Consider the following 19,442-nt stretch of genomic DNA (forward strand, 5'->3'; position numbering starts at 1 on the left):
GCCCTCGTGGCCAGCTCGGCCGCGCGGGCGGTGTCCGCCGTCCGGGGGCTGCACCGTTTCGCGCTGCGCGAGGGCGTCACCGCGCACGACCCCGCGCACGAGGTCCGGCCGCCGCGCCAGCTCCGCAGGCTCCCCAAGGCGATCGCGGTCGACGAGGTCGAGCGGCTCATCGCCGCCTCCGGCCCCGACGGCGCGCCGCTGACCCTCCGCAACCGCGCCCTGCTGGAGGTCCTGTACGGCACCGGCGCCCGCATCTCCGAAGCCGTCGGCCTGGCGGTCGACGACCTGGAGGACGACCAGGCACGGCTGCGCGGCAAGGGCGGTCGCACCCGCGTCGTGCCGCTGGGCCGCTACGCCCGCTCCGCGCTCGACGCCTACCTGGTCAGGGCCAGGCCCGGCCTGCTCGCCCACGGCCGGGGCACCCCGGCGGTGTTCCTGAACGCCCGGGGAGGGCGTCTGACCAGGCAGGGAGCCTGGGAGGTGCTGCAGGCCGCCGCCGAACGAGCCGGACTCGCCGGGATATCTCCGCACGTTCTCCGCCATTCCTTCGCAACCCACCTCCTCGACGGCGGCGCCGACGTTAGGGTGGTGCAGGAGCTGCTCGGCCACGCCTCGGTGACGACCACCCAGGTCTACACCCTGGTCACCGTCGACAGGCTCCGTGAGGTGTACGCCGCCGCGCACCCCCGCGCCCGGCAGTGATCTATAGTCGATCGCGACGCGCGGCGCCCCCGGCGTGCCGCCTTGCCGCCTTTAGTGGCGACGCCATAGTGTCCGTCCGGACGGTCCGGTTCGGGATCGTCAGGGAGGTTCGAGCTGGTGACTGTGACGACCAACGGTTCGACCCCGGGGACCCCCGACAACCCCTGGGGTGACACGAAGACCAACGCGCCCTCCACCGGCGTGAATCTGGGCCCCACCAGGCGCCCCCGCCCGGTGTTCCCCGAGCCCGTGCCCCCGCAGACGCACGGCCCGGCCCGGGTGGTCGCGATGGTCAACCAGAAAGGCGGGGTCGGCAAGACCACCACCACCATCAACCTGGGCGCCGCGCTCGTCGAATGCGGGCTGAAGGTGCTGCTCGTCGACTTCGACCCGCAGGGCGCGCTCTCCGTCGGCCTCGGCATCAACCCGCTCCAGCTCGACCTGACGGTCTACAACCTGCTGATGGAGCGCAACGTCACCGCCCAGGACGTCCTCCTGGAGACCGGCGTCGAGGGCCTCGACCTGCTGCCGAGCAACATCGACCTGTCGGCCGCCGAGGTCCAGCTCGTCACCGAGGTCGCCCGCGAGCAGGTGCTCGGCCGCGTGCTCAAGCCGCTGCTGCCGCACTACGACGTCTGCCTCATCGACTGCCAGCCGTCGCTCGGCCTGCTCACGATCAACGCGCTCACCTGCGCCCACGGCGTCATGGTGCCGCTGGAGTGCGAGTTCTTCGCGCTGCGCGGCGTCGCCCTGCTCATGGACACCATCTCAAAGGTGCAGGAGCGGCTCAACGACGAGCTCGAGATCGAGGGCCTGCTGGCCACCATGTACGACGCGCGCACCCTGCACGGCCGAGAGGTGCTGGCCCGCGTCGTCGAGGCGTTCGGCGACAAGGTCTTCCACACCGTGATCAACCGCACGGTGCGCTTCCCCGACGCCACGGTCGCCGGTGAGCCGATCACCACGTTCGACCCGTCGTCGCTTGGGGCCAACGCTTACCGCGAGCTGGCGCGCGAGGTGCTCTCGCGCTGGCCCGCGCCTGCCACAATGGCCAGGTGACAGCGGAGGCGCGGCAGCAGACCACGGGCTTCCAGGTTCACCTGGACGTCTTCGAGGGCCCGTTCGACCTGCTCCTGGGCCTGATCGCCAAGCACAAGCTCGACATCACCGAGGTGTCCCTGTCCAAGGTCACCGACGAGTTCATCTCCTACATCCGCTCCCGCGGTCCCGAGTGGGACCTCGACCAGACCAGCCACTTCCTGCTGGTCGCGGCCACGCTGCTCGACCTGAAGGCCGCCCGGCTGCTGCCGTCCGGGGAGGTCGAGGACGAGGAGGACCTCGCGCTCCTGGAGGCCCGCGACCTGCTGTTCGCCCGCCTGCTGCAGTACAGGGCGTACAAGGAGGTCGCGAAGATCTTCGCGGGGCGCATGGCGGAGGAGGCGCTCCGCTTCCCCCGGGCCGTGTCCATGGAGCCGCGGTTCGCCGACCTCCTGCCGGAGCTCGTCCTCGGCATCGGCCCCGACCAGCTCGCCAGGATCGCCGCCCGCGCCTTCACCCCCAAGCTGCCGCCGACGGTCAACGTCGGCCACATCTACCAACCGCTGGCCAGCGTCCGCGAACAAGCCGCTATCCTTGTCCAGCGCTTGCGGCGCATGCGCAGGGCCACCTTCCGGGCCCTGGTGGCCGACTGCGAAGGCACTTTCGAGGTCATCGCCCGGTTTCTGGCCGTTCTGGAGCTCTTCAGGGAGTCGGCGGTCACGTTCGAACAGGTCGAGCCCCTGGGCGACCTGCACGTCACCTGGACGGGTAGCGACGACGGGGATGTCGCGGTGGGCGACGACTACGAGGAGAGCGCGGAGAAGGCTGCTGATGACTGACCGCCCGGACGATGCGCCGCCCCCGCCCAGGAGGTCCCCTGAGGCGGCGCTGCCCGCCTGGATGACCCTTCCCGGCTCCCTGGCCGGCCCACCGCCCGGCGCAGGTGAGGGGGAGGGGGCCGCCGCCCAGCCGCCGCTCGCGCCGTCCGCGGACGACGTGCCGCCTGCGGACGATGTGCCCGCGCTGCCTGCGGACGACGTGCCCGCGCCGGTCGCGGACGAGGCTCCCGCGCCCGAGGAGGCCGACCAGGCGGTCTGGGCCGAGGAGGCGACCTCCGGCGACGGGGAGGGCGACAGCGAAGGCATCGGTGAAGTCACTGTCACCGGTGAAGACGGTGGTGAAGGCAGCGGCGGCGGGCCGGGCCTGAGCGCCGCGCTGGAGGCCATTCTCATGGTGGTGGACGTTCCGGTCTCCGAAGTGACGCTGGCGCAGGTGCTTGAGCGGCCCACCCACGAGGTGGCCGCCGCGCTCAGGGCGCTCGCGGCGGAATACACCGGAGCCGGGCGGGGTTTCGACTTGAGAGAGGTGGCGGGCGGCTGGCGCTACTACACGCGTGCCGACTGCGCGCCGCTGGTCGAGCGGTTCGTACGCGACGGCCAGCAGGCGCGGCTGACCCAGGCCGCGCTCGAAACCCTCGCGGTGGTGGCCTACCGGCAGCCGGTGAGCCGCGCCCGCGTCGCCGCGGTGCGCGGCGTCAACAGCGACGGCGTCATGCGGACGCTCGTCGCCAGGGGGCTGGTCGAGGAGGCCGGCACCGACCCGGAGAGCCAGGCAGTGCTCTACCGGACAAGCTCATACTTCCTTGAACGTCTGGGACTGAAGGACATCAGCGAGCTCCCCGAGCTCGCCCCCTTCCTCCCCGACGACGTGGAGAATCTCGAGGAGACAACAAAGTGATCAACAGGCGCAGCACCCCGTCCGGTGATGGACGCGGTCGTGGACGCACCGGCGGCTCCGGCAGCCGCGGCGGCGGGCGTCCCGCCTACCGCTCGGACGACACGCGCGGCGGCTCACGCCGCGACGGCTTCCGAGGCGGTTCCCACCGAGACGACGACCGCGGCGGATACCGCCGCGACGACGGCGAGCGCGGTTACGGCCGCGACTCCAGGAGCGAGTACGGCTCCGCCCGCGACTCCCTCCGCGCCGACCGGGGCGGCTCCCGCGCCCGGTACGGCAGGCCCGGCTCCCGCGACGACCGCGGCGGCTTCCGGTCCGAGCGGCGCGAGGGTTCCAGCTTCGGATCCCGTGACGACCGCCGTGACGACCGCCGTGACGACCGTCGCGACGACCGCCGTGACGACCGCAGGAACGATCGCAGGGATGAGCGTCGTGACGACCGCCGTGACGACCGTCGCGACGACCGCGGGGACGGGCGTCGTGACGACCGCGGGGACGGGCGTCGTGACGACCGTGGCGGCTACCGGCGCGATGACCGTGCCGGCTACGGGCGTGACGACCGTAGCGGCTACCGGGGTGACCGGCGTGACGACCGCTACGGTGGCGACCGGCGCGAGGAGCGCGCCACCTTCGGCGGCGACCGTCCCACGTTCCGTGCCTCCCGGAGCGGGCGCAGGGAGGACACCGCCGGGACCCGCGCCCGCTACGGCAGGCGCGAGGCCGGGGGCGGCGACGGCGCCCCGCGTGACGACCACCGGCGCGTCGAGACCCGGCGTGACGACTACCGGCGTGACGACTACCGGCGCGACGAGTCCCGGGCGACGGACTCCCGCGGGGACGCGGGCCGCTCCGGCCGTACCCGCGGCCGGGACGATGTGCGGACGATCGGCGGCAGGCCCTCCGGCGGCAGGTCTTCCGGCAGCGGGTTCCCCCGGGGTGGCGCGTCACGGCGCGACGCCTACGGCGACGGTCGCGGCCGGGACGAGCGCGCGCCGCAGGACCGGTTCAAGACCGCGCGCCAGCCGCAGCGCGACCGCGACTTCTACCCCGAGGGCTACACCGACGAGCGCGACACCACCGAGGTCCCCGGCGGCGTGCGGCTGCAGAAGGTGCTCGCCCAGGCGGGCGTGGCCAGCCGCCGCGCGTGCGAGGAGATGATCGGCGACGGCCGTGTCACCGTGAACGGCCAGGTCGTACGGAGGTTCGGGGCCAAGGTCGACCCCGCCACCCAGGTCATCCACGTCGACGGCAAGCGCATCCCGACCGCCCCCGACCTGGTCTACTACGCCCTCAACAAGCCCATCGGCGTCGTGTCCACCATGGAGGACCCGCAGGGCAGGCCGTGCCTGGCCGACTACGTGGAGGAGCTGGCGCCGAGGCTGTTCCACGTGGGCAGGCTCGACACCGAGACCGAGGGCCTGCTGCTGCTCACCAACGACGGCGAGCTGGCCAACCGGCTGACCCACCCCAGCTACGGGGTGCAGAAGAAATACTGGGCCAAGGTGCCCGGGCCGATCCCGCGCGACCTCGGCCGCAGGCTCAAGCAGGGCGTCGAGCTGGAGGACGGCATCGCCAGGGCCGACGACTTCAAGGTCGTGCAGGAGCACGGCCAGCAGGCGCTGGTGGAGGTCGTGCTGCACGAGGGCCGCAAGCACGTGGTCCGGCGCATGCTCGAAGAGTCCGGCCACCGGGTCATCGACCTGGCCAGGATCGAGTTCGGGCCGGTCAAGCTGGGCCGTACCAAGCCTGGGACGATCCGGGCGTTGACCCTCAAAGAGGTCGGCGAGCTCTACGCCGTCGTAAAGCTGTAATCTGGCCAGAACGCAGGAGCCCGTGCGGAGGTCCGCACGGGCTCCAGGTCTTATGGAGCTCCAGGTCTACGAGAGGGGACGGACCACATGGTGCGGGCCATCCGCGGGGCGATCCAGGTGGACGCCGACGACCGCGACGCGATCATCGAGGGGACGACCGAGCTCGTCTCCGAGCTGATGCAGCGCAACCGGCTCACCACGGACGACCTGATCAGCGTGCTGTTCACCGCCACGCCCGACCTGACGGCCGAGTTCCCGGCGCTGGCGGCCCGCAAGCTGGGCTTCCACGAGGTGCCGTTGATCTGCTGCACCGAGATCGACGTGCCGGGGGCGCTGCCCAGGGTGGTGCGGCTGATGGCGCACGTGGAGACCGACCGGCCGCGTTCCGAGATCCAGCACGTCTATCTGCGGGGCGCCGTCGCTCTCCGCCAGGACATCGCCCAGTAGTCGGCCACCGTAAAGCGCCCGTCAACCGGCCGCGGGCATCGTACGAGAACAACCCGAGCAGCCAGATAAATCAGGACATCAGGACATCGACATGGCCTCCGAACTCCGCACCGTGCTGGTCGTCGGCACCGGTCTCATCGGCACCTCCGTGGCGCTGGCCCTGCGCCAGCGCGGCGTCCGCGTGCTGCTCGCCGACCGCGACCAGGCGGCGGTACGGCTGGCGCGGGAGCTCGGCGCGGGCGAGGAGTGGCGGCCCGCCCCCAAGCCCGGAACGCGCACGTCCGGCAGCCCGGTCACCGGCCCCACGTCCGGCAGCTCCGTCGCGGGACAGGTATCCGGCGGGCCGTACGGCGAGAAGGCGGATCTGGCCGTTATCGCGGTGCCGCCCGCGCACGTCGCCTCCGAACTGCTCGACCTGCAGCGACATGACGCCGCCGCCTACTACACCGACGTGGCCAGCGTGAAGGCGGAGCCGATCCAGCAGGCCGGGCAGCTCGGCTGCGACCTGAGCGTCTACGTCGCCTCCCACCCGCTGGCCGGGCGCGAGAGGTCCGGTCCTGGGGCCGCCAGGGCGGAGCTGTTCCTGGGGCGGCCCTGGGCGCTGTGCCCCACGGCCGAGAGCTCGCCCGAGGCCCGGGCGGCCGTTCTGCGGCTGGTGGAGCTCTGCGGCGCCAACCCCGTCGAGGTGGACGCCGCCGAGCACGACCGGGCCGTGGCCGTGGTCTCCCACGCTCCCCACGTCGCCGCCTCCGCCGTGGCCGCCCGCCTGGCCGACGCGACCGATGTCGCGCTGGGCCTGGCCGGGCAGGGCGTCAGGGACGTCACGCGCATCGCGGGTGGCGACCCCGGGCTGTGGCTCGGCATCCTGTCCGGCAACGCCGCCCCGGTGGCCGACGTGCTCGAGGCCGTCTCCCGCGACCTGGCGGAGGCCGCGAACGCGCTGCGCGCCCTGGCCGGCGGCGACGGCACGGCGGGCAACGACATCACGCACCTTCTCAAGCGCGGCGTCGCCGGTCACGGCCGCATCCCCGGCAAGCACGGCGGGCCCGCCCCGGCGTACGGGGTCGTCCAGGTGGTCATCGGCGACCGTCCCGGCCAGCTCGCCAAGCTGTTCCAGGTCTGCGACGAGGTCGGGGTCAACGTGGAGGACGTTCGCCTGGAGCACGCGCCCGGCCTGCCCCTGGGTGTCGCCGAGGTGTCGGTGCGGCCGGAGGCCGCCGCCGTGCTCAGCAGGGCGCTGCACGAGCGGGGCTGGCAGGTCCCCTGAGCGGGGGTCTCCCGGGCGTTGCGCGAGCGGGGCTGGCAAGGGTCTCCTGACCGGTCTCCCTGCCGCATTGGGAGACGTGGCGGCGGGCGCGGGTGGTGCGCCTGATGGGAGAGTATTCGTGGTGGGAGAGGCTCCGTACGAAGCCCGGCCGGGACGGCGGGTGCGGACGAACGGCGGCGTACGGGCTTGTCGCGGCGGAGGGAGGTGCCGCGAGGCGGTAGCCTCTTCAGGTTGGGTAAAGAGCGTGCAGAGGGAGAGGCTGTGACCGGTCTGGTCGTCGCCATGGACGGCCCCTCGGGGTCGGGCAAGTCGAGCGCGTCGCGCGGGGTCGCCAAGGCCCTCGGCCTGCGCTACCTGGACACCGGGGCGATGTACCGCGCGATGACCTGGTGGGTGCTCCACCACGGCATCGACCCGGCCGACGCCGCCACGGTCGCGGCCAGGGCCGCCGAGCCCGGCATCTCCTCCGGCACCGACCCCGACGGTCCCACCATCCACGTCGACGGAGTCGACGTGGCCGGGCCGATCAGGGAGGCGGTGGTCACCGCCGCCGTCTCGGCGGTCGCGGCGGTGCCTGAGGTGCGGACGCGCCTGGTGGCGCTGCAGCGGCAGATCATCGGCGCGGGCGACATCGTGGTCGAGGGCCGCGACATCGGCTCGGTGGTGGCTCCCGACGCCACGCTCAAGGTCTACCTGACGGCCAGTGCCGAGGCCCGCGCCCGGCGCCGCCACGCGGAGCTGTCCGGCACCACGCCGACAGGCACCACGGTGGAGGCGCAGCGGGCCGCGATGGCCAGGCGTGACGAGGCCGACTCGACACGCAAGACCGATCCACTCTCGATGGCGGCTGGCGCCGTCGAGCTCGACACCACCGCGCTGACCCTCGACGAGGTCATCGCGGAGGTGCTGAGGCTGGTCAAGGAGCGCACCTGACGGTGCGGGACTCACTAAGGAAGAGACATCGTGTCAACGGGGGACTGGGTCGAGGCTGAGCTCGACGACCTCGAAGTGTCCGAAGAACACGCCGACAGCACGCCGCTGCCGGTCGTGGCCATCGTCGGGCGGCCGAACGTGGGCAAGTCCACGCTGGTCAACCGCATCATCGGCCGCCGGGAGGCGGTCGTCGAAGACGTTCCGGGCGTGACCCGCGACCGTGTCACGTACGAGGCCAACTGGCGCGGGCGGCGGTTCACCGTCGTCGACACCGGCGGCTGGGACCCCGACGCCACCGGCATGGGCCTGCGCATCGCCGAGCAGGCCCAGGTCGCCGTTGAGCTGGCCGACGTGATCGTGTTCGTCGTGGACGCGACCGTGGGCTCGACCGACGCCGACGAGATCGTGGGCTCGGTGCTGCGCCAGGCCGGCAAGCCGGTCATCCTTGCCGCCAACAAGGTCGACAACCAGCAGATGGAGCTGGAGGCCACCTCGCTCTGGTCGCTCGGCCTCGGCGAGCCGCGTCCCGTATCCGCCCTGCACGGCCGTTCCAGCGGCGACCTGCTCGACGAGGTGCTCGACGCGCTGCCCGAGACGCCGCGTCAGACGTTCGGCACCGAGCGCGGGCCCGCCCGGGTGGCGCTGCTCGGCAAGCCCAACGTCGGCAAGTCGTCGCTGCTCAACAAGCTCGCCGGCGAGGAGCGCGTGCTGGTCGACCCGATCGCGGGCACCACCCGTGACCCGGTCGACGAGCTGATCGAGCTGGGCGGCCGGACCTGGCGCTTCGTCGACACGGCGGGCATCAGGCGGCGCGACCGCGAGCTGCAGGGGGCCGACTTCTACGCGGCCATGCGCACCAGGGCCGCGCTGGAGCGCTCGGAGGTGGCGATCGTGCTGATCGACGCCAGCGAGCCACTCACCGAGCAGGACCTGCGGATCATCGGCCTGGTGACCGAGTCGGGCCGCGCCATGGTGGTGGCGTTCAACAAGTGGGACCTCGTCGACGAGGACCGCCGCTACTACCTGGAGAAGGAGATCGACAGGCAGCTCGTACGCACCCCGTGGGCGCTGCGGGTCAACATCTCCGCCAAGACCGGCCGCCACATGGACCGGCTGGTCCCGGCTCTGGAGAAGGCGCTCGACTCGTGGTCGACGCGGGTGCCGACGTCCAGGCTCAACGCGTTCCTGACCGAGCTGGTGCAGCAGACGCCGCCGCCGGTGCGGGGCGGCAAGCAGCCCAAGATCCTCTTCGCCACGCAGGCGTCGGTGGAGCCGCCCAAGTTCGTGCTGTTCACCTCGGGCTGGCTGGAGGAGACCTACCGGCGGTTCATCGAGCGCCGCATCCGGGAGGAGTTCGGCTTCGCCGGGTCACCGATCGAGGTGACCATGAAGATCCGCGAGAAGCGGAAGGGCGGCGGCCAGCAGAAGAATTGACGCGCTCCCCGGCGTGAACGCCGGGGATTCAGCCTGTGCCGCGTGGTGTCACGCGGCACTTCTGTGGCTTCCTGTTTCATCGACCGTGCCCCCGCGCTCGCCCCGAGGAGCGGGCGGAGGGGTCTTACCGGTCTCCGCAGGCGTTTTGCGTCTCCGCTTCCCGCCCATCTCAGGCACAGGTTTCCGTCCAGCGGCGACGATCCGGCGTCCCTCGGCCCGGATGTTGATTGCGGCGTTGACATCCCGGTCATGGGTGGCCCCACACGGGCAGGCCCACTCCCGTACGGCCAGCGGCATCTGTTCGGCCAGCGCCCCGCAGGCCGAACAGAGCTTGGAGGAGGGGAGCATGGCCGACAGGGTCACATCGGTGCCCTGAACCCGGTCGGCTTCGGCCAGGACGCGGTTGTAGACGGCCAGGTCGCGTTGTCGTACGGCTTCGAGTTGCAGCCGCAACGGCCTGGCGTTGCCGCTGGACGGCGACCACGGCGGCAGCGGCCGCGAGCACCGCCAGCACGGTCAGCACGGCGACGATGCCGCTGCGCAGCCGGGCGGTACGGCGGTGCTGCCGAGTGCAGGCGGCGAGGAACGCGTGTGCGCCGGGGCTCAGGTCATCGGCCGCGTCGTGGCCCAGGCGTGCGCGATCGTCAGGCGGCTCCCCCGGTACAGCAGGGCGGAGTCGCGGCCTGCGCGCTCCCACGCGGCCGTGGCCTCTTCCAGATCCTGGTGGGTGAGCCGGCCGGCCTCGTAACCGGTCGCCTCGTCCCCGGCGGCGCCGGCCGTGACCCCCAGATCGCGCAGCAGCAGCTCGACCAGTCCTGGCTCGATGTCCAGCCCCACATCCCGCGTGGGATGGAGCGCGTGGCCGGCCCAGGCCGCGTAGAAGTCCGCCCGCAGTCCCGCCACGACCAGCGCGACGGGCGGTGACCGAGAGAGGTTGCGCGGATCCGCCATCCGGGTGAGTGACTCGACGAACACACGGCGCCGCCCGTCGTCGGAGCACAGGGAGAACAGTTCCTCAAGCTGGTCCGCCACCACCACGACCCGCGCCCCGGGATCCTCACCGCCGATGTGGCTGCGCAACGCCTCGCGAAGCGGCTCCTCGCACCGCTCCGGGTCGGCCGCGATCCGATCAGCCACCCGTCCGGCATCGGCGCCTGTGAGTGAACAGATCTGTTCGGCCAGGGCTCGCACTGGGTCGGAGGTGGGGGTGAACACCAGCGCGGGCCACCGGTTCGAGCCCGGCAGGGCACCCTGCTCCAGTCTGGCCAGCAGGCCGGCGCGCAGCAGCGAGGACTTTCCCGCACCCGACGACGCCACGACCATCTGGATTCCACCCGTGAGCAGGCGCTCATCGAGGCGGGCGACCAGCTCGGCGATCAACGCGTCCCGGCCGAAGAACCACCGCGCATGCTCACGCCCGAATGCAGCCAGCGCTGGATAGGGGCATTCGCCCACCACGGAGCCAGGCGCGGCACGCCGTGGCCCGAGCTGCCCGCCGCCATAGTGGAAGTGCTGATCCCGTCCCGCTTGGTTGACGAGGGCCTGGCCCGAGGCGTGGGCCTCCAGGTGGACACCCCCGTCGCCGGAGCTGGGCGCGGAGGTCTCCAGGGGCGGCTCGTCCGGATCCATCACGCGGTCCCCCTGCGGCGGGCAGTCGTTACGCCGGGCATGATCGGATCCACGCGCCACCCCTTACGCTCCGTTCGCCCGCGATAACGGTAGAACGTGCCGCGCGCGCCTGCCCGCCGAACCAGCGGACGGGGCATCGCCGGGCATCAGGGCGGTGAGCTAGGCCGGGCGCTTGGGCATGAGCAGCGCGGTGGCCGCCCCGATCGCGCACAGGACCGCCGTGACCAGGAACATCTCCGTGTACTCGACGTGCAGCGCCGCGTCCACCTTGGCCAGGTACGCGGCCAGCTCCCTCGCGTGGACCGCCGGATCCACCCCGAACGGCAGAGGCGTGTCGAGATGGGCGGTCAGCGACTGGAAGCGGTAGAACCCCCACGCCGACACGGCCGCGATGCCGATCAGCATGCCCATCATCCTCGCCACCACCACAGCGGCCGAGGCCACGCCGTGCTGGACGGCCGGCGTCACCCGCAGCACCGCCGCCGAGACGGGCGCGATGACCAGCCCCAGCCCGAACCCGGCGACCAGCAGCGTCACGTCCACCATGAGCCGCGCCCCGGCCAGGTCGAGTGGCCAGCGGCTCATCAGCACGTAGCCCACGGCGGCGATCAGCAGGCCCGTGACGGAGACGGCCCGGTCGCCCAGCCTGCGGGCCAGCAGCCCGCCCAGCACCGCGCCCACCGGGAGCGCGATCAGGAACCTGCCCAGCACCAGGGACGCCTCCAGCGCCTCAATCTCCAGCAGCGTCTGCGCGGCGAACTGGACGAAGACCATGGTGACCAGCAGCGCGGCCCCGGTCAGGAAACTCACCGCGAGGGTGGCCAGCAGGGGGCCCTTGCGGGTGGCGGACAGGTCGAGCAGGCGTACGGGGGAGCGGACCTCCCACCAGACGAACGCGGCCCCGGCGAGCACTCCCGCGCCGATCAGGGGCAGGCCCCAGGGCGGGAGAACGGCCGCGGCCGGGTCGGGATTGTACAGGCCGGCCACCAGGAGGCTCAGGGCGAGCGCCAGCAGCCCGCCTCCCACCCCGTCGATCCGCCCGCCCGCCCCGGCGGCAGTGCCGTCCGGCCCACCGCCCTCGGGTGGGCGCTCCGCGACCGCGGCCATCTCGATCGAGTGGCCCGGGCCCGTGCCGGGCACCGCGTGCTCCCCGGGTGCGGGTGCGGGTGCGGTCGCCGTGGCGGGCGCGGAGGTGGGGGTGCGGCGAGGCGGAGGGACGGTGAAGTGGACGGCGACGGCGGCCAGGGCGGCGAGGGGGACGTTGAGCCAGAAGATGGCATGCCAGCCGCCCAGCTCCACCCCCAGGAAGGCGGTGGCGGGCATGAGGGCCAGCAGTCCCCCGTACAGCGGCCCGAGGGCGCTGCCCAGCTCCTGCGCCGCGCCGACCGCCCCCAGGGCCACCGGCCGTTCCCGCTCGTCCCACAGGTCGCCGATGAGCGCCATCGTGATGGGCAGCAGGGCGCCGCCGGCGACGCCCTGGATCGTGCGCCCGGCCACCACCATGACCTCGCCGGCCGCCAGCGCGGTCAGCACCGAGCCCAGCGCGAACGCGGCCAGGCAGGCGTGGATGAGCGGGCGCCTGCCGTACCGGTCGGACAGCTGGCCGAGCAGCGGCATCGCGGCGATGTACCCCAGCAGGAACCCGGTGACGACGGGTGTCGCCCGTTCCAGGCGGTTGATCGGGATGCCCACGTCCTCGGCGATGTCGATCAGGACGGTCACGACCACGTAGGCGTCCAGCGCGGCCAGCAGCACCACCGCGCCGCCGACGCCGAGCGCGACCCGGCGCGCGGCCCTCATTTCCCGCTCCTCATTTCCCGGCCTTCATTTTCCCGGCCTTCATTTCACGGGCCTCATCACGAGGAGGGCGGCGGCGTGATCGTGACCGGCGCGTCGTAGTCGGCGAACGACACCGTCACGGTGCCGCCCTGCAGCGGCAGCTCGATCTTGGTGAGCCTGCTCGACGCCTTGTCGATCCAGACCTTGCCGTTGACGCCCTCCGTGACGCCGGGCACCAGCCTGCCGAGTGTCTGGCCGGAGAACGAGGTCGCGACCCGGTAGACGTCACCCTCCGCGGCTTCGACCCGCGGGTCGCCGGCCCCGGCGAGGAGCTGGGAGATGCCCTTGGCCGGGTCGAGGATCACCGACGGGTCGTAGAACTGGGCCAGGTCCTTTCGGGTGAGCTTCTGGAAGCCGCCGGTGGGGCCCTTGAAGTGGACCGTGTCGCCGATCAGCGAGAAGGTGATCTCCTGAAGGCTGCCGAGCACGTCGAGCGTGATCGTGCCGTCGGCGTCGCCCGCGGCGGTGAGCCTGCCGTCGGCCTTCTTCACCGGCACCTTCGGCTTGCCGTCGGTGGAGATGGAGAAGGCGGCCGACTTGACCGACTTCATGGCCTGCGAAGCCTTCTTCATGAGGTCGGGGCCGGCGGGCAGCTCGGAGCCGCCGCCCGACGAGCAGGCCGAGATCACCGCGACAACGAGCAGTGCCAGGAGCTTTCTTAACATGAGCGGATCGTAGCGAGCGGCCGGAACCGCCGTGAACGGCGGCTGGTATCGGTTGGGTGTCAGCGCAACTTCTTCAGGTGGTCGACGACGGGCTGGTAGGCGGCCTCGATCGTGTGGAGCTGGTCGTCGGTCAGCCGGTCGATGAAGTGCTCGCGCACGCTCGCCACGTGATCGGGCGCCACCCGCTGGATGGTCTCCCAGCCCTCCTCCGTCAGCACCGCGAACGTGCCCCGCCGGTCGTCGCGGCAGTCTTGCCGGGTGACCAGACCCTTGGCCTCCATGCGGGAGATCTGGTGCGACAGGCGGCTGCGCGACTGGATGGTCGCGTCGGCCAGGTCGCTCATGCGCATCCGGCGGCCGGGGCTCTCGGAGAGGTTGACCAGGATCTCGTAGTCGTTCACCGACAGTGAGTGCTCCTGGAGCTCGCGGTCGAGCCGGTGCATGAGGAGTTTGTGCAGGGCCAGGTGGGTTCGCCAGGCACGCTGCTCCGCGGGGGATAGCCAGCGAGGCGCGCTCATGATCTCCAATCTAGCGCACGTTCCGTGAGCCTACGGTTCCGCTAGCTGAACGCCATCACGATCGCCACGCCCACGACGTGCATGACCACGACGGCGACGATCAGCGAGACGAACACGAACTTCGCCGGCCCGTGCTCGAAGGTCCTGCCCTCCTCGAGCGGCTTGCGCGCCGCCACGCGGTCGGCGATCCGCTCCTCGATGGGCTTGCGATAGAACATGCGTCTAGATTATCCGGGAATCGGGACTCCAACGGCTGGCGCCTCTGTGACACCGGCCACGCCCTGGCGGCGGTGCGCCGGAATCTCGGACGCGACCTGCCACGGCGGTCCTGTGCTGCCCGCGGGCGGGGGTGATCCGGGGAACGGCAGAAGGAGAACGATGCGTCCGACGGACGCCGCCGCGGCCGACGCCACGTCCGTCCCCGCTCCCGCGCAGGCCGCACCGGCGTCCGCGGCGCGCCAGACGGCCCTGCCCCAGGGTTACCAGCTTGTCACCCTGCCCAACGCCAACGTGCCCAACTTCCAGCGGCGCACGCTCTACTGCCCCGGGTGGAAGAGGGTCCTGGGCGGTGGCGCCGAGGCCCCGGGCAACGACGCGATCCTGGTCGGCTCGTTCCCCACCGATGACGGGCGCGGCTGGATCGGCATCGGCCGCCAGAACGCCTACAGGGACGTCGGCATCAGCGTCTTCGCCATCTGCGCCGACTGACGTGCCGGTGTCATCCGGCCCCGGTCACACGCCAGGCCGGGGCCGGTACGCGCCTGGCGTCGGGGCGTGCCGCGACGTGACCAGGATTTCACCGCCCGCCGACTCCCGCGAAATCCGGCGAAAACTACCATGAGTGAATATTTGCCCATAGGAGCACCCTGGGGGTGCGGACATGGCTGACCTGCTCAAACGCGAGCTGGAGTCGCTGCGCGAGAGGTGCGCCGGGCGCGTGGTCACGAAAGACGACATCGACTACGACGCCATGCGGTCGGTCTGGAACGGCGCCGTCGACCACCGTCCCGCCGTGATCGTACGCTGCGGCGGGCCAGGCGACGTCTCGGCGGCCGTCAGATTCGCCCGGGAGGAGGGCCTGGAGATCTCGGTGCGCGGCGGCGGTCACGGCGTCGGCGGCGCCGCCGTGACGTCCGGCGGGCTCATGCTCGACCTCGGCCCGCTCCGCCACGTCGAGGTGTACCCGCGCGCCCGCAGGGCGGTCTGCGGCGGCGGCGCCACCTGGGCGGACGTCGACGCGGCCACCCAGGCGTACGGGCTGGCCACGCCGGGCGCGACGGTCAGCCACACCGGCATCGGCGGGCACACTCTGGGCGGCGGGCTCGGGTGGCTGACCCGCCGGCACGGGCTGACCGCCGACAACCTGGAGTCGGCCGACCTGGTCCTGGCCAGCGGCGAGTACGTGCACGCCTCGGCCCGCGACCATCCCGAGCTGTTCTGGGCCATCCGGGGCGGCGGCGGCAACTTCGGCGTCGTCACCTCCTTCGCCTACCGGCTGCACCCCGTGGGGCCCGCCGTGCACGTCTCGCTGCTGTTCTGGGAGGCGGAGCGCGGGGCCGAGGCCGTCCAGGTGATCGACGAGGCCGTGCGCGACCTGCCCCGGCACGTCGGCGTGCTGGCGGCGTTCGGCATGAGCGCGCCGCCCGCGCCGTACGTGCCCGAGGAACACCGCCTGCGGCCCGGTCACGCGATCGTCGTGGCGGGGTTCGCCTCACCCGAGCAGCACGAGGCGGTGGTGTCGCCGATCAGGGCGGCCCTGGCGCCGCTGTTCGAGTTCGGCGCGGCGATGCCGTACACACGGCTCCAGTCGTTCCTGGACGAGAGCGCGCCGTGGGGCGTCCTGGCCGACGAGAGGGCGGTGGACCTGCCCCGGCTCACCCCAGGCGCCATCGCCACGCTCTGCGAGCACGCGGGCCGCAAGCGGTCGCCCCTGTCGTTCATGCCGGCGTTCCATCTCGGCGGCGCGTTCTCGGCGGTCGGCGAGGAGGAGACGGCCTTCGGGGGCAGCCGCGCGCCGCACTACACGGTGTCCATCGTCGCGATGGCCCCCTCACCGGACGGCCTGTCCGCCGACCGCGACTGGGCCCACGCCGCCTGGGAGGCGCTCCTCCCGTACGCCGACGGCACCGGCACGTACGTCAACTTCATCACCGAGCCGGACGAGGACCGGGTGCGGGCCTCCTACGGGCGGGAGAAGCACGCGCGGCTGGCCGCCGTCAAGGCCGTCTACGACCCGGACAACACGTTCCACCTCAACGCCAACATCACGCCCGGAGGGTGACGGCTCCCCGGTCGTGGGGCCGGATGCCGGAAGGTCGGGGCGTCGCCTGGACGCCCCGGCCTGACCGCGCCGCACGGAAGCCCCACGGAAGCCGGACGGAGAGCCGGACGGAAAGCCGGACGGAGAGCCGGACGGCGCGGTCGTGCTCACCCGGTCGTGGACTGTGACGTCAGCCGCGGGCGGGGAGGTTGTACGTGTATCCGGGCAGGCCCGGAATCGGACCAGGCATCGGGCGGACCTGGGCGCTCTGGGCCGCGGTCTCGTCCGGTGGCACGGCCGGGCACCTGGTGCCCTGAGCCGGTGTGGCGAGCGAGATCAGGTAGCCGTCGATCGCCCGGGTCGGGCAGTCGCCCCGGCCGTAGATGCCGTGCCCCCAGCCCTCGTAGGTGAGCAGCGTGGCCTCGTGGCCGATCTGCCGGGCGGCGTTGACCGCCCACGGGTAGCCGGTGGCCGGGTCGTGCAGGGCGTTGACGAGCAGCAGGGGCGGCGTGCCGTCCACGCGGAGCCGGTGCTGCGGGTTGGGGATCGGGGCCGGCTGTCCGAGGCAGGCCAGTGTCATCGAGTGCGCCAGCGGGCTGACCAGCATGTCCGGCGCGATGGCGGCCGACCTGCGCAGCAGTCCGGCGTACTCGCGGTAGTCACGGACGGGCAGCAGGTAGTCCTGGCAGAAGACCTGGGTCGCGTCCCTCAACACCGGCTGTGGGTCGTCGGCCGGTGGCGCGACGAGGCGCCGTGCCGTCCCCGAGCCGCTTTCCAGCGCCAGCAGGGACTCGGCCAGGTACTGGTACGTGGGGCCGTAGGACGCGCCGAACGCCTCCGAGATGAGGTCCAGCCTGGACAGCTTGACGTCGGGCTCCCCCGGCCAGGTCAGCTCACCGCGTTCGGCCCGCGGCAGCAGGCCCCTCCACACGGCCCGGACGTCCTTGCCGTGCAGCGCGCACGAGGGGGTGCGGTCGCACCAGGCCACGAACTCGTTGAAGGAGTCCTGCGCCGTCCACGACTCGGTGTCCAGGAACCCCTTCGTACCGAGGCTGTGGTCCATGTTGCTGTCGAGCGTCAGGGCCCGGACACGTTGCGGGTAGCGCTCGGCGTACAGCTGCCCGATGAGGGTGCCGTACGAGACGCCGTAGTAGGTGAGCTTGTCGTCGCCGAGCGCGGCGCGCAGGGCGTCGAGGTCGCGCACGACGCTGCCCGTGTCGACGTGGTCGAACAGCGGGCCAGTACGCGCTCTGCAGTCCTTCCGGTACTCGGCGTTGTGGGCGAGGATCGCGTCGAACTCGGCCTGGCTCTTGAGCGACAGCGCGTCGGGGAGAGGCCGGTTGGCCAGTTCGAGCGAGCACAGGATGGGGTGGCTGAGCCCCACGCCGCGCGGGTCGAACCCGACGACGTCGAAGCGCCGGGTGATCTCCGGCGTGAAGCCGATCCAGTCCCCCAGGACGGCGCCCACCCCGGAGCCGCCCGGCCCGCCGGGGTTGATCACCAGGGAGCCGATCCGGGCGGCGGGGTCGGTCGCCTTGCGCCGGGCCAGCGCCAGCTCGAACGTCTCCCCGCCGGGCTTGCTCCAGTCGACGGGCACGGTGAGCTTGCCGCACTCGGCGGTCTTGTCCTCCTCGCAGGGCGCCCAGGAGATGGCCGGGGGACGGGCGGCGCCCTCGGGGTCCGCCGGGCTCGCCGCGGCCGGAGCCACGGGCAGCAGAGGGACGGCTAAGGAGAGCAGCAGGGTGGGAATCAGGACGTGTCTGCGCACATCGAGTCCAATCGTCGGGTACTTGATCATCGACCAGATTCCCCGACAACGTCATCAGACTCCAGTATGAAAATCGTGTCATACCCAGGTCCCACGACCGGGCCGCCCGGAGATCAGCTGAGCAGGCCCGCCATCCAGCTCTCCACCTCGTCCGGGTGGCGCGGGAGCGCGGAGGACATCATGCGGGCCCCGTCCTTCGTGATCACCAGGTCGTCCTCGATGCGCACGCCCAGCCCCCGGAACTCCTCCGGCAGCGTGAGATCGTCCGGTTGGAGGTAGAGGCCGGGTTCGACGGTCAGCACCTGGCCCTCCTCCAGCACCCCGTCGAGGTAGGCCTCGGCACGGGAGCGGGCGCAGTCGTGCACGTCGAGTCCGAGCATGTGGCCGCTGCTGCACAGCGTGTAGCGGCGGTAGAGGCCCGTCTCCATGAGCGCGTCGGGGGAGTCCTTCAGCAGGCCCCACTCGTGCAGGCCCTCGCAGATCACCCGCATCGCCGCCAGGTGGAAGTCGCGGAAGCGGGCGCCCGGCCTGAGCGTCGCGATCGCGGCGGTCTGCGCCTCGTACACCAGCTCGTACACCTGCCGCTGCACCGGTCCGAACCGGCCGGACAGCGGCATCGTCCGCGTGACGTCCGCCGTGTAGAGCGTGTCGGTCTCGACGCCCGCGTCCAGCAGCAGCAGGTCTCCCGGGCGCAGCCCGCCGTCGTTGCGGATCCAGTGGAGCACGCACGCGTGGGCGCCGGAGGCCACGATGCTGTCGTAGCCGACGGTGTTGCCCTCCAGCCGCGAGCGCAGCCCGAACACGCCCTCCAGGTGGCGCTCGCCGCGCGGGTGCCCGAGCGCCGCGGGCAGGGCGCGCACCACGTCCTCGAAGCCTCGCACCGTCGAGTCGACCGCCGACTGCAGCTCGCCGATCTCCCACTCGTCCTTCACCAGCCGCGTCTCCGACAGGAAGCACTCCAGCTCCGCGTCGCCCTCACCCGCGGCGACCATGGCGTCCACCTTCGCGTCCACGCCGCGCAGCACCCGGGCCGGGCCCTTCACGTCGAGGTCGCGGATGTGCGCGCACTCCACCTGGTACAGCTCGGCCGCCTCGGCCAGGTCGGGCCTGCGGCCCACCCAGAACTCGCCGTAGCGGCGGTCGCGGTAGAACTCCTCGCCCTCCTGGCGCGGGGAGCGCGGCCTGAGGTACAGCCTCGCCTCGCCGGACGGCTCGACGACCAGCACGTCGTCGGGCTCGCCCGCCCCTGTCAAGTAGGAGTGGGCGCTGTGCGGCCGGAAGGGGTAGTCCCAGTCGTTGCTGCGCACCTTGAGCGTGCCCGCCGGGACGACGAGCCGCTCGCCCGGGAAGCGCGCCGCCAGCGCGGCGCGGCGCTTGGCCGCCCACGGCGCGAC

General features: G+C 72.3%; 19 protein-coding genes. 11 read left to right on the top strand and 8 right to left on the bottom strand.

Going from position 1 to position 19,442, the window contains the following annotated elements; translation table 11 throughout:
* From DQW85_RS19150 to der, 9 genes are all read left to right on the top strand, one after another.
* The coding region (locus DQW85_RS19150; protein ID WP_113701672.1) for a tyrosine recombinase at nt 1-702 on the top strand (702 nt) is incomplete at its 5' end.
* Between the two features lie 117 nt (nt 703-819).
* Nucleotides 820-1,761, top strand: coding sequence for a ParA family protein (locus tag DQW85_RS19155; RefSeq protein WP_113701673.1), 942 nt, complete (start codon nt 820-822; stop codon nt 1,759-1,761).
* Nucleotides 1,758-2,579: a segregation and condensation protein A gene (locus DQW85_RS19160; RefSeq protein ID WP_113701674.1), complete on the top strand. Its 822-nt coding sequence runs from the start codon at nt 1,758-1,760 to the stop codon at nt 2,577-2,579. The genes DQW85_RS19155 and DQW85_RS19160 overlap by 4 nt, the downstream gene beginning before the upstream one ends.
* 304 nt (nt 2,580-2,883) lie before the next feature.
* Nucleotides 2,884-3,477, top strand: a complete 594-nt coding sequence (scpB, locus tag DQW85_RS19165) for an SMC-Scp complex subunit ScpB (protein ID WP_113701685.1) — start codon at nt 2,884-2,886, stop codon at nt 3,475-3,477.
* Nucleotides 3,474-5,288, top strand: a complete 1,815-nt coding sequence (locus tag DQW85_RS45930) for a pseudouridine synthase (protein WP_240197279.1) — start codon at nt 3,474-3,476, stop codon at nt 5,286-5,288. Before scpB ends, DQW85_RS45930 begins: the two co-directional genes overlap by 4 nt.
* 87 nt (nt 5,289-5,375) lie before the next feature.
* Nucleotides 5,376-5,735: a chorismate mutase gene (gene aroH, locus DQW85_RS19175; protein WP_113701675.1), complete on the top strand. Its 360-nt coding sequence runs from the start codon at nt 5,376-5,378 to the stop codon at nt 5,733-5,735.
* 91 nt (nt 5,736-5,826) lie between these two features.
* Nucleotides 5,827-7,002 carry a prephenate dehydrogenase gene (locus DQW85_RS19180; RefSeq protein WP_113701676.1) on the top strand — a complete coding sequence of 392 codons (1,176 nt, stop codon included), beginning with the start codon at nt 5,827-5,829 and terminating at the stop codon, nt 7,000-7,002.
* Nucleotides 7,003-7,263: 261 nt separating this feature from the next.
* Nucleotides 7,264-7,935, top strand: a complete 672-nt coding sequence (gene cmk, locus DQW85_RS19185; RefSeq protein WP_113701677.1) for a (d)CMP kinase — start codon at nt 7,264-7,266, stop codon at nt 7,933-7,935.
* Nucleotides 7,936-7,965: 30 nt separating this feature from the next.
* Nucleotides 7,966-9,369, top strand: a complete 1,404-nt coding sequence (der, locus tag DQW85_RS19190) for a ribosome biogenesis GTPase Der (RefSeq protein ID WP_113701678.1) — start codon at nt 7,966-7,968, stop codon at nt 9,367-9,369.
* 48 nt (nt 9,370-9,417) lie between these two features.
* Here der and DQW85_RS46920 read toward each other — a convergent pair whose 3' ends face one another.
* The 6 genes from DQW85_RS46920 to DQW85_RS45935 form a co-directional block, all read right to left on the bottom strand.
* The gene (locus DQW85_RS46920) at nt 9,418-9,717 is read right to left on the bottom strand and encodes a zinc ribbon domain-containing protein (RefSeq protein ID WP_420819166.1); all 300 of its coding nucleotides are present in this window, start codon (nt 9,715-9,717) and stop codon (nt 9,418-9,420) included.
* Nucleotides 9,718-9,972: 255 nt separating this feature from the next.
* Complete coding sequence (locus DQW85_RS19200; RefSeq protein ID WP_113701679.1) at nt 9,973-10,998, bottom strand: nSTAND1 domain-containing NTPase; 1,026 nt, start codon at nt 10,996-10,998, stop codon at nt 9,973-9,975.
* Between the two features lie 159 nt (nt 10,999-11,157).
* A complete protein-coding gene (locus tag DQW85_RS19205; RefSeq protein ID WP_113701680.1) occupies nt 11,158-12,798 on the bottom strand; it encodes an MFS transporter in 1,641 nt (546 codons plus the stop codon).
* Nucleotides 12,799-12,854: 56 nt separating this feature from the next.
* Nucleotides 12,855-13,502 (bottom strand): LppX_LprAFG lipoprotein, encoded by a 648-nt coding sequence (locus DQW85_RS19210; RefSeq protein WP_113701681.1) that lies wholly within the window; start codon nt 13,500-13,502, stop codon nt 12,855-12,857.
* A gap of 59 nt (nt 13,503-13,561) precedes the next feature.
* Nucleotides 13,562-14,020, bottom strand: coding sequence for a MarR family winged helix-turn-helix transcriptional regulator (locus DQW85_RS19215; protein WP_205315230.1), 459 nt, complete (start codon nt 14,018-14,020; stop codon nt 13,562-13,564).
* Nucleotides 14,021-14,061: 41 nt separating this feature from the next.
* Nucleotides 14,062-14,238 carry a hypothetical protein gene (locus tag DQW85_RS45935; RefSeq protein WP_205315231.1) on the bottom strand — a complete coding sequence of 59 codons (177 nt, stop codon included), beginning with the start codon at nt 14,236-14,238 and terminating at the stop codon, nt 14,062-14,064.
* 160 nt (nt 14,239-14,398) lie between these two features.
* Here DQW85_RS45935 and DQW85_RS19220 point away from each other — a divergent pair, with 160 nt between their 5' ends.
* Nucleotides 14,399-14,728: a hypothetical protein gene (locus tag DQW85_RS19220; RefSeq protein ID WP_240197280.1), complete on the top strand. Its 330-nt coding sequence runs from the start codon at nt 14,399-14,401 to the stop codon at nt 14,726-14,728.
* 172 nt (nt 14,729-14,900) lie between these two features.
* Nucleotides 14,901-16,301, top strand: coding sequence for an FAD-binding oxidoreductase (locus tag DQW85_RS19225; RefSeq protein WP_113701683.1), 1,401 nt, complete (start codon nt 14,901-14,903; stop codon nt 16,299-16,301).
* Between the two features lie 169 nt (nt 16,302-16,470).
* Here the strand turns inward: DQW85_RS19225 and DQW85_RS19230 are convergent, their stop codons facing one another.
* Nucleotides 16,471-18,048: an alpha/beta hydrolase gene (locus DQW85_RS19230; protein ID WP_205315232.1), complete on the bottom strand. Its 1,578-nt coding sequence runs from the start codon at nt 18,046-18,048 to the stop codon at nt 16,471-16,473.
* Between the two features lie 113 nt (nt 18,049-18,161).
* Nucleotides 18,162-19,442, bottom strand: a 1,281-nt coding sequence (locus DQW85_RS19235; RefSeq protein ID WP_162795117.1) for an aminopeptidase P family protein, incomplete at its 5' end; no start/stop codon positions are given.

The organism is Nonomuraea lactucae (assembly GCF_003313395.1).
GTDB lineage: Bacteria > Actinomycetota > Actinomycetes > Streptosporangiales > Streptosporangiaceae > Nonomuraea > Nonomuraea lactucae.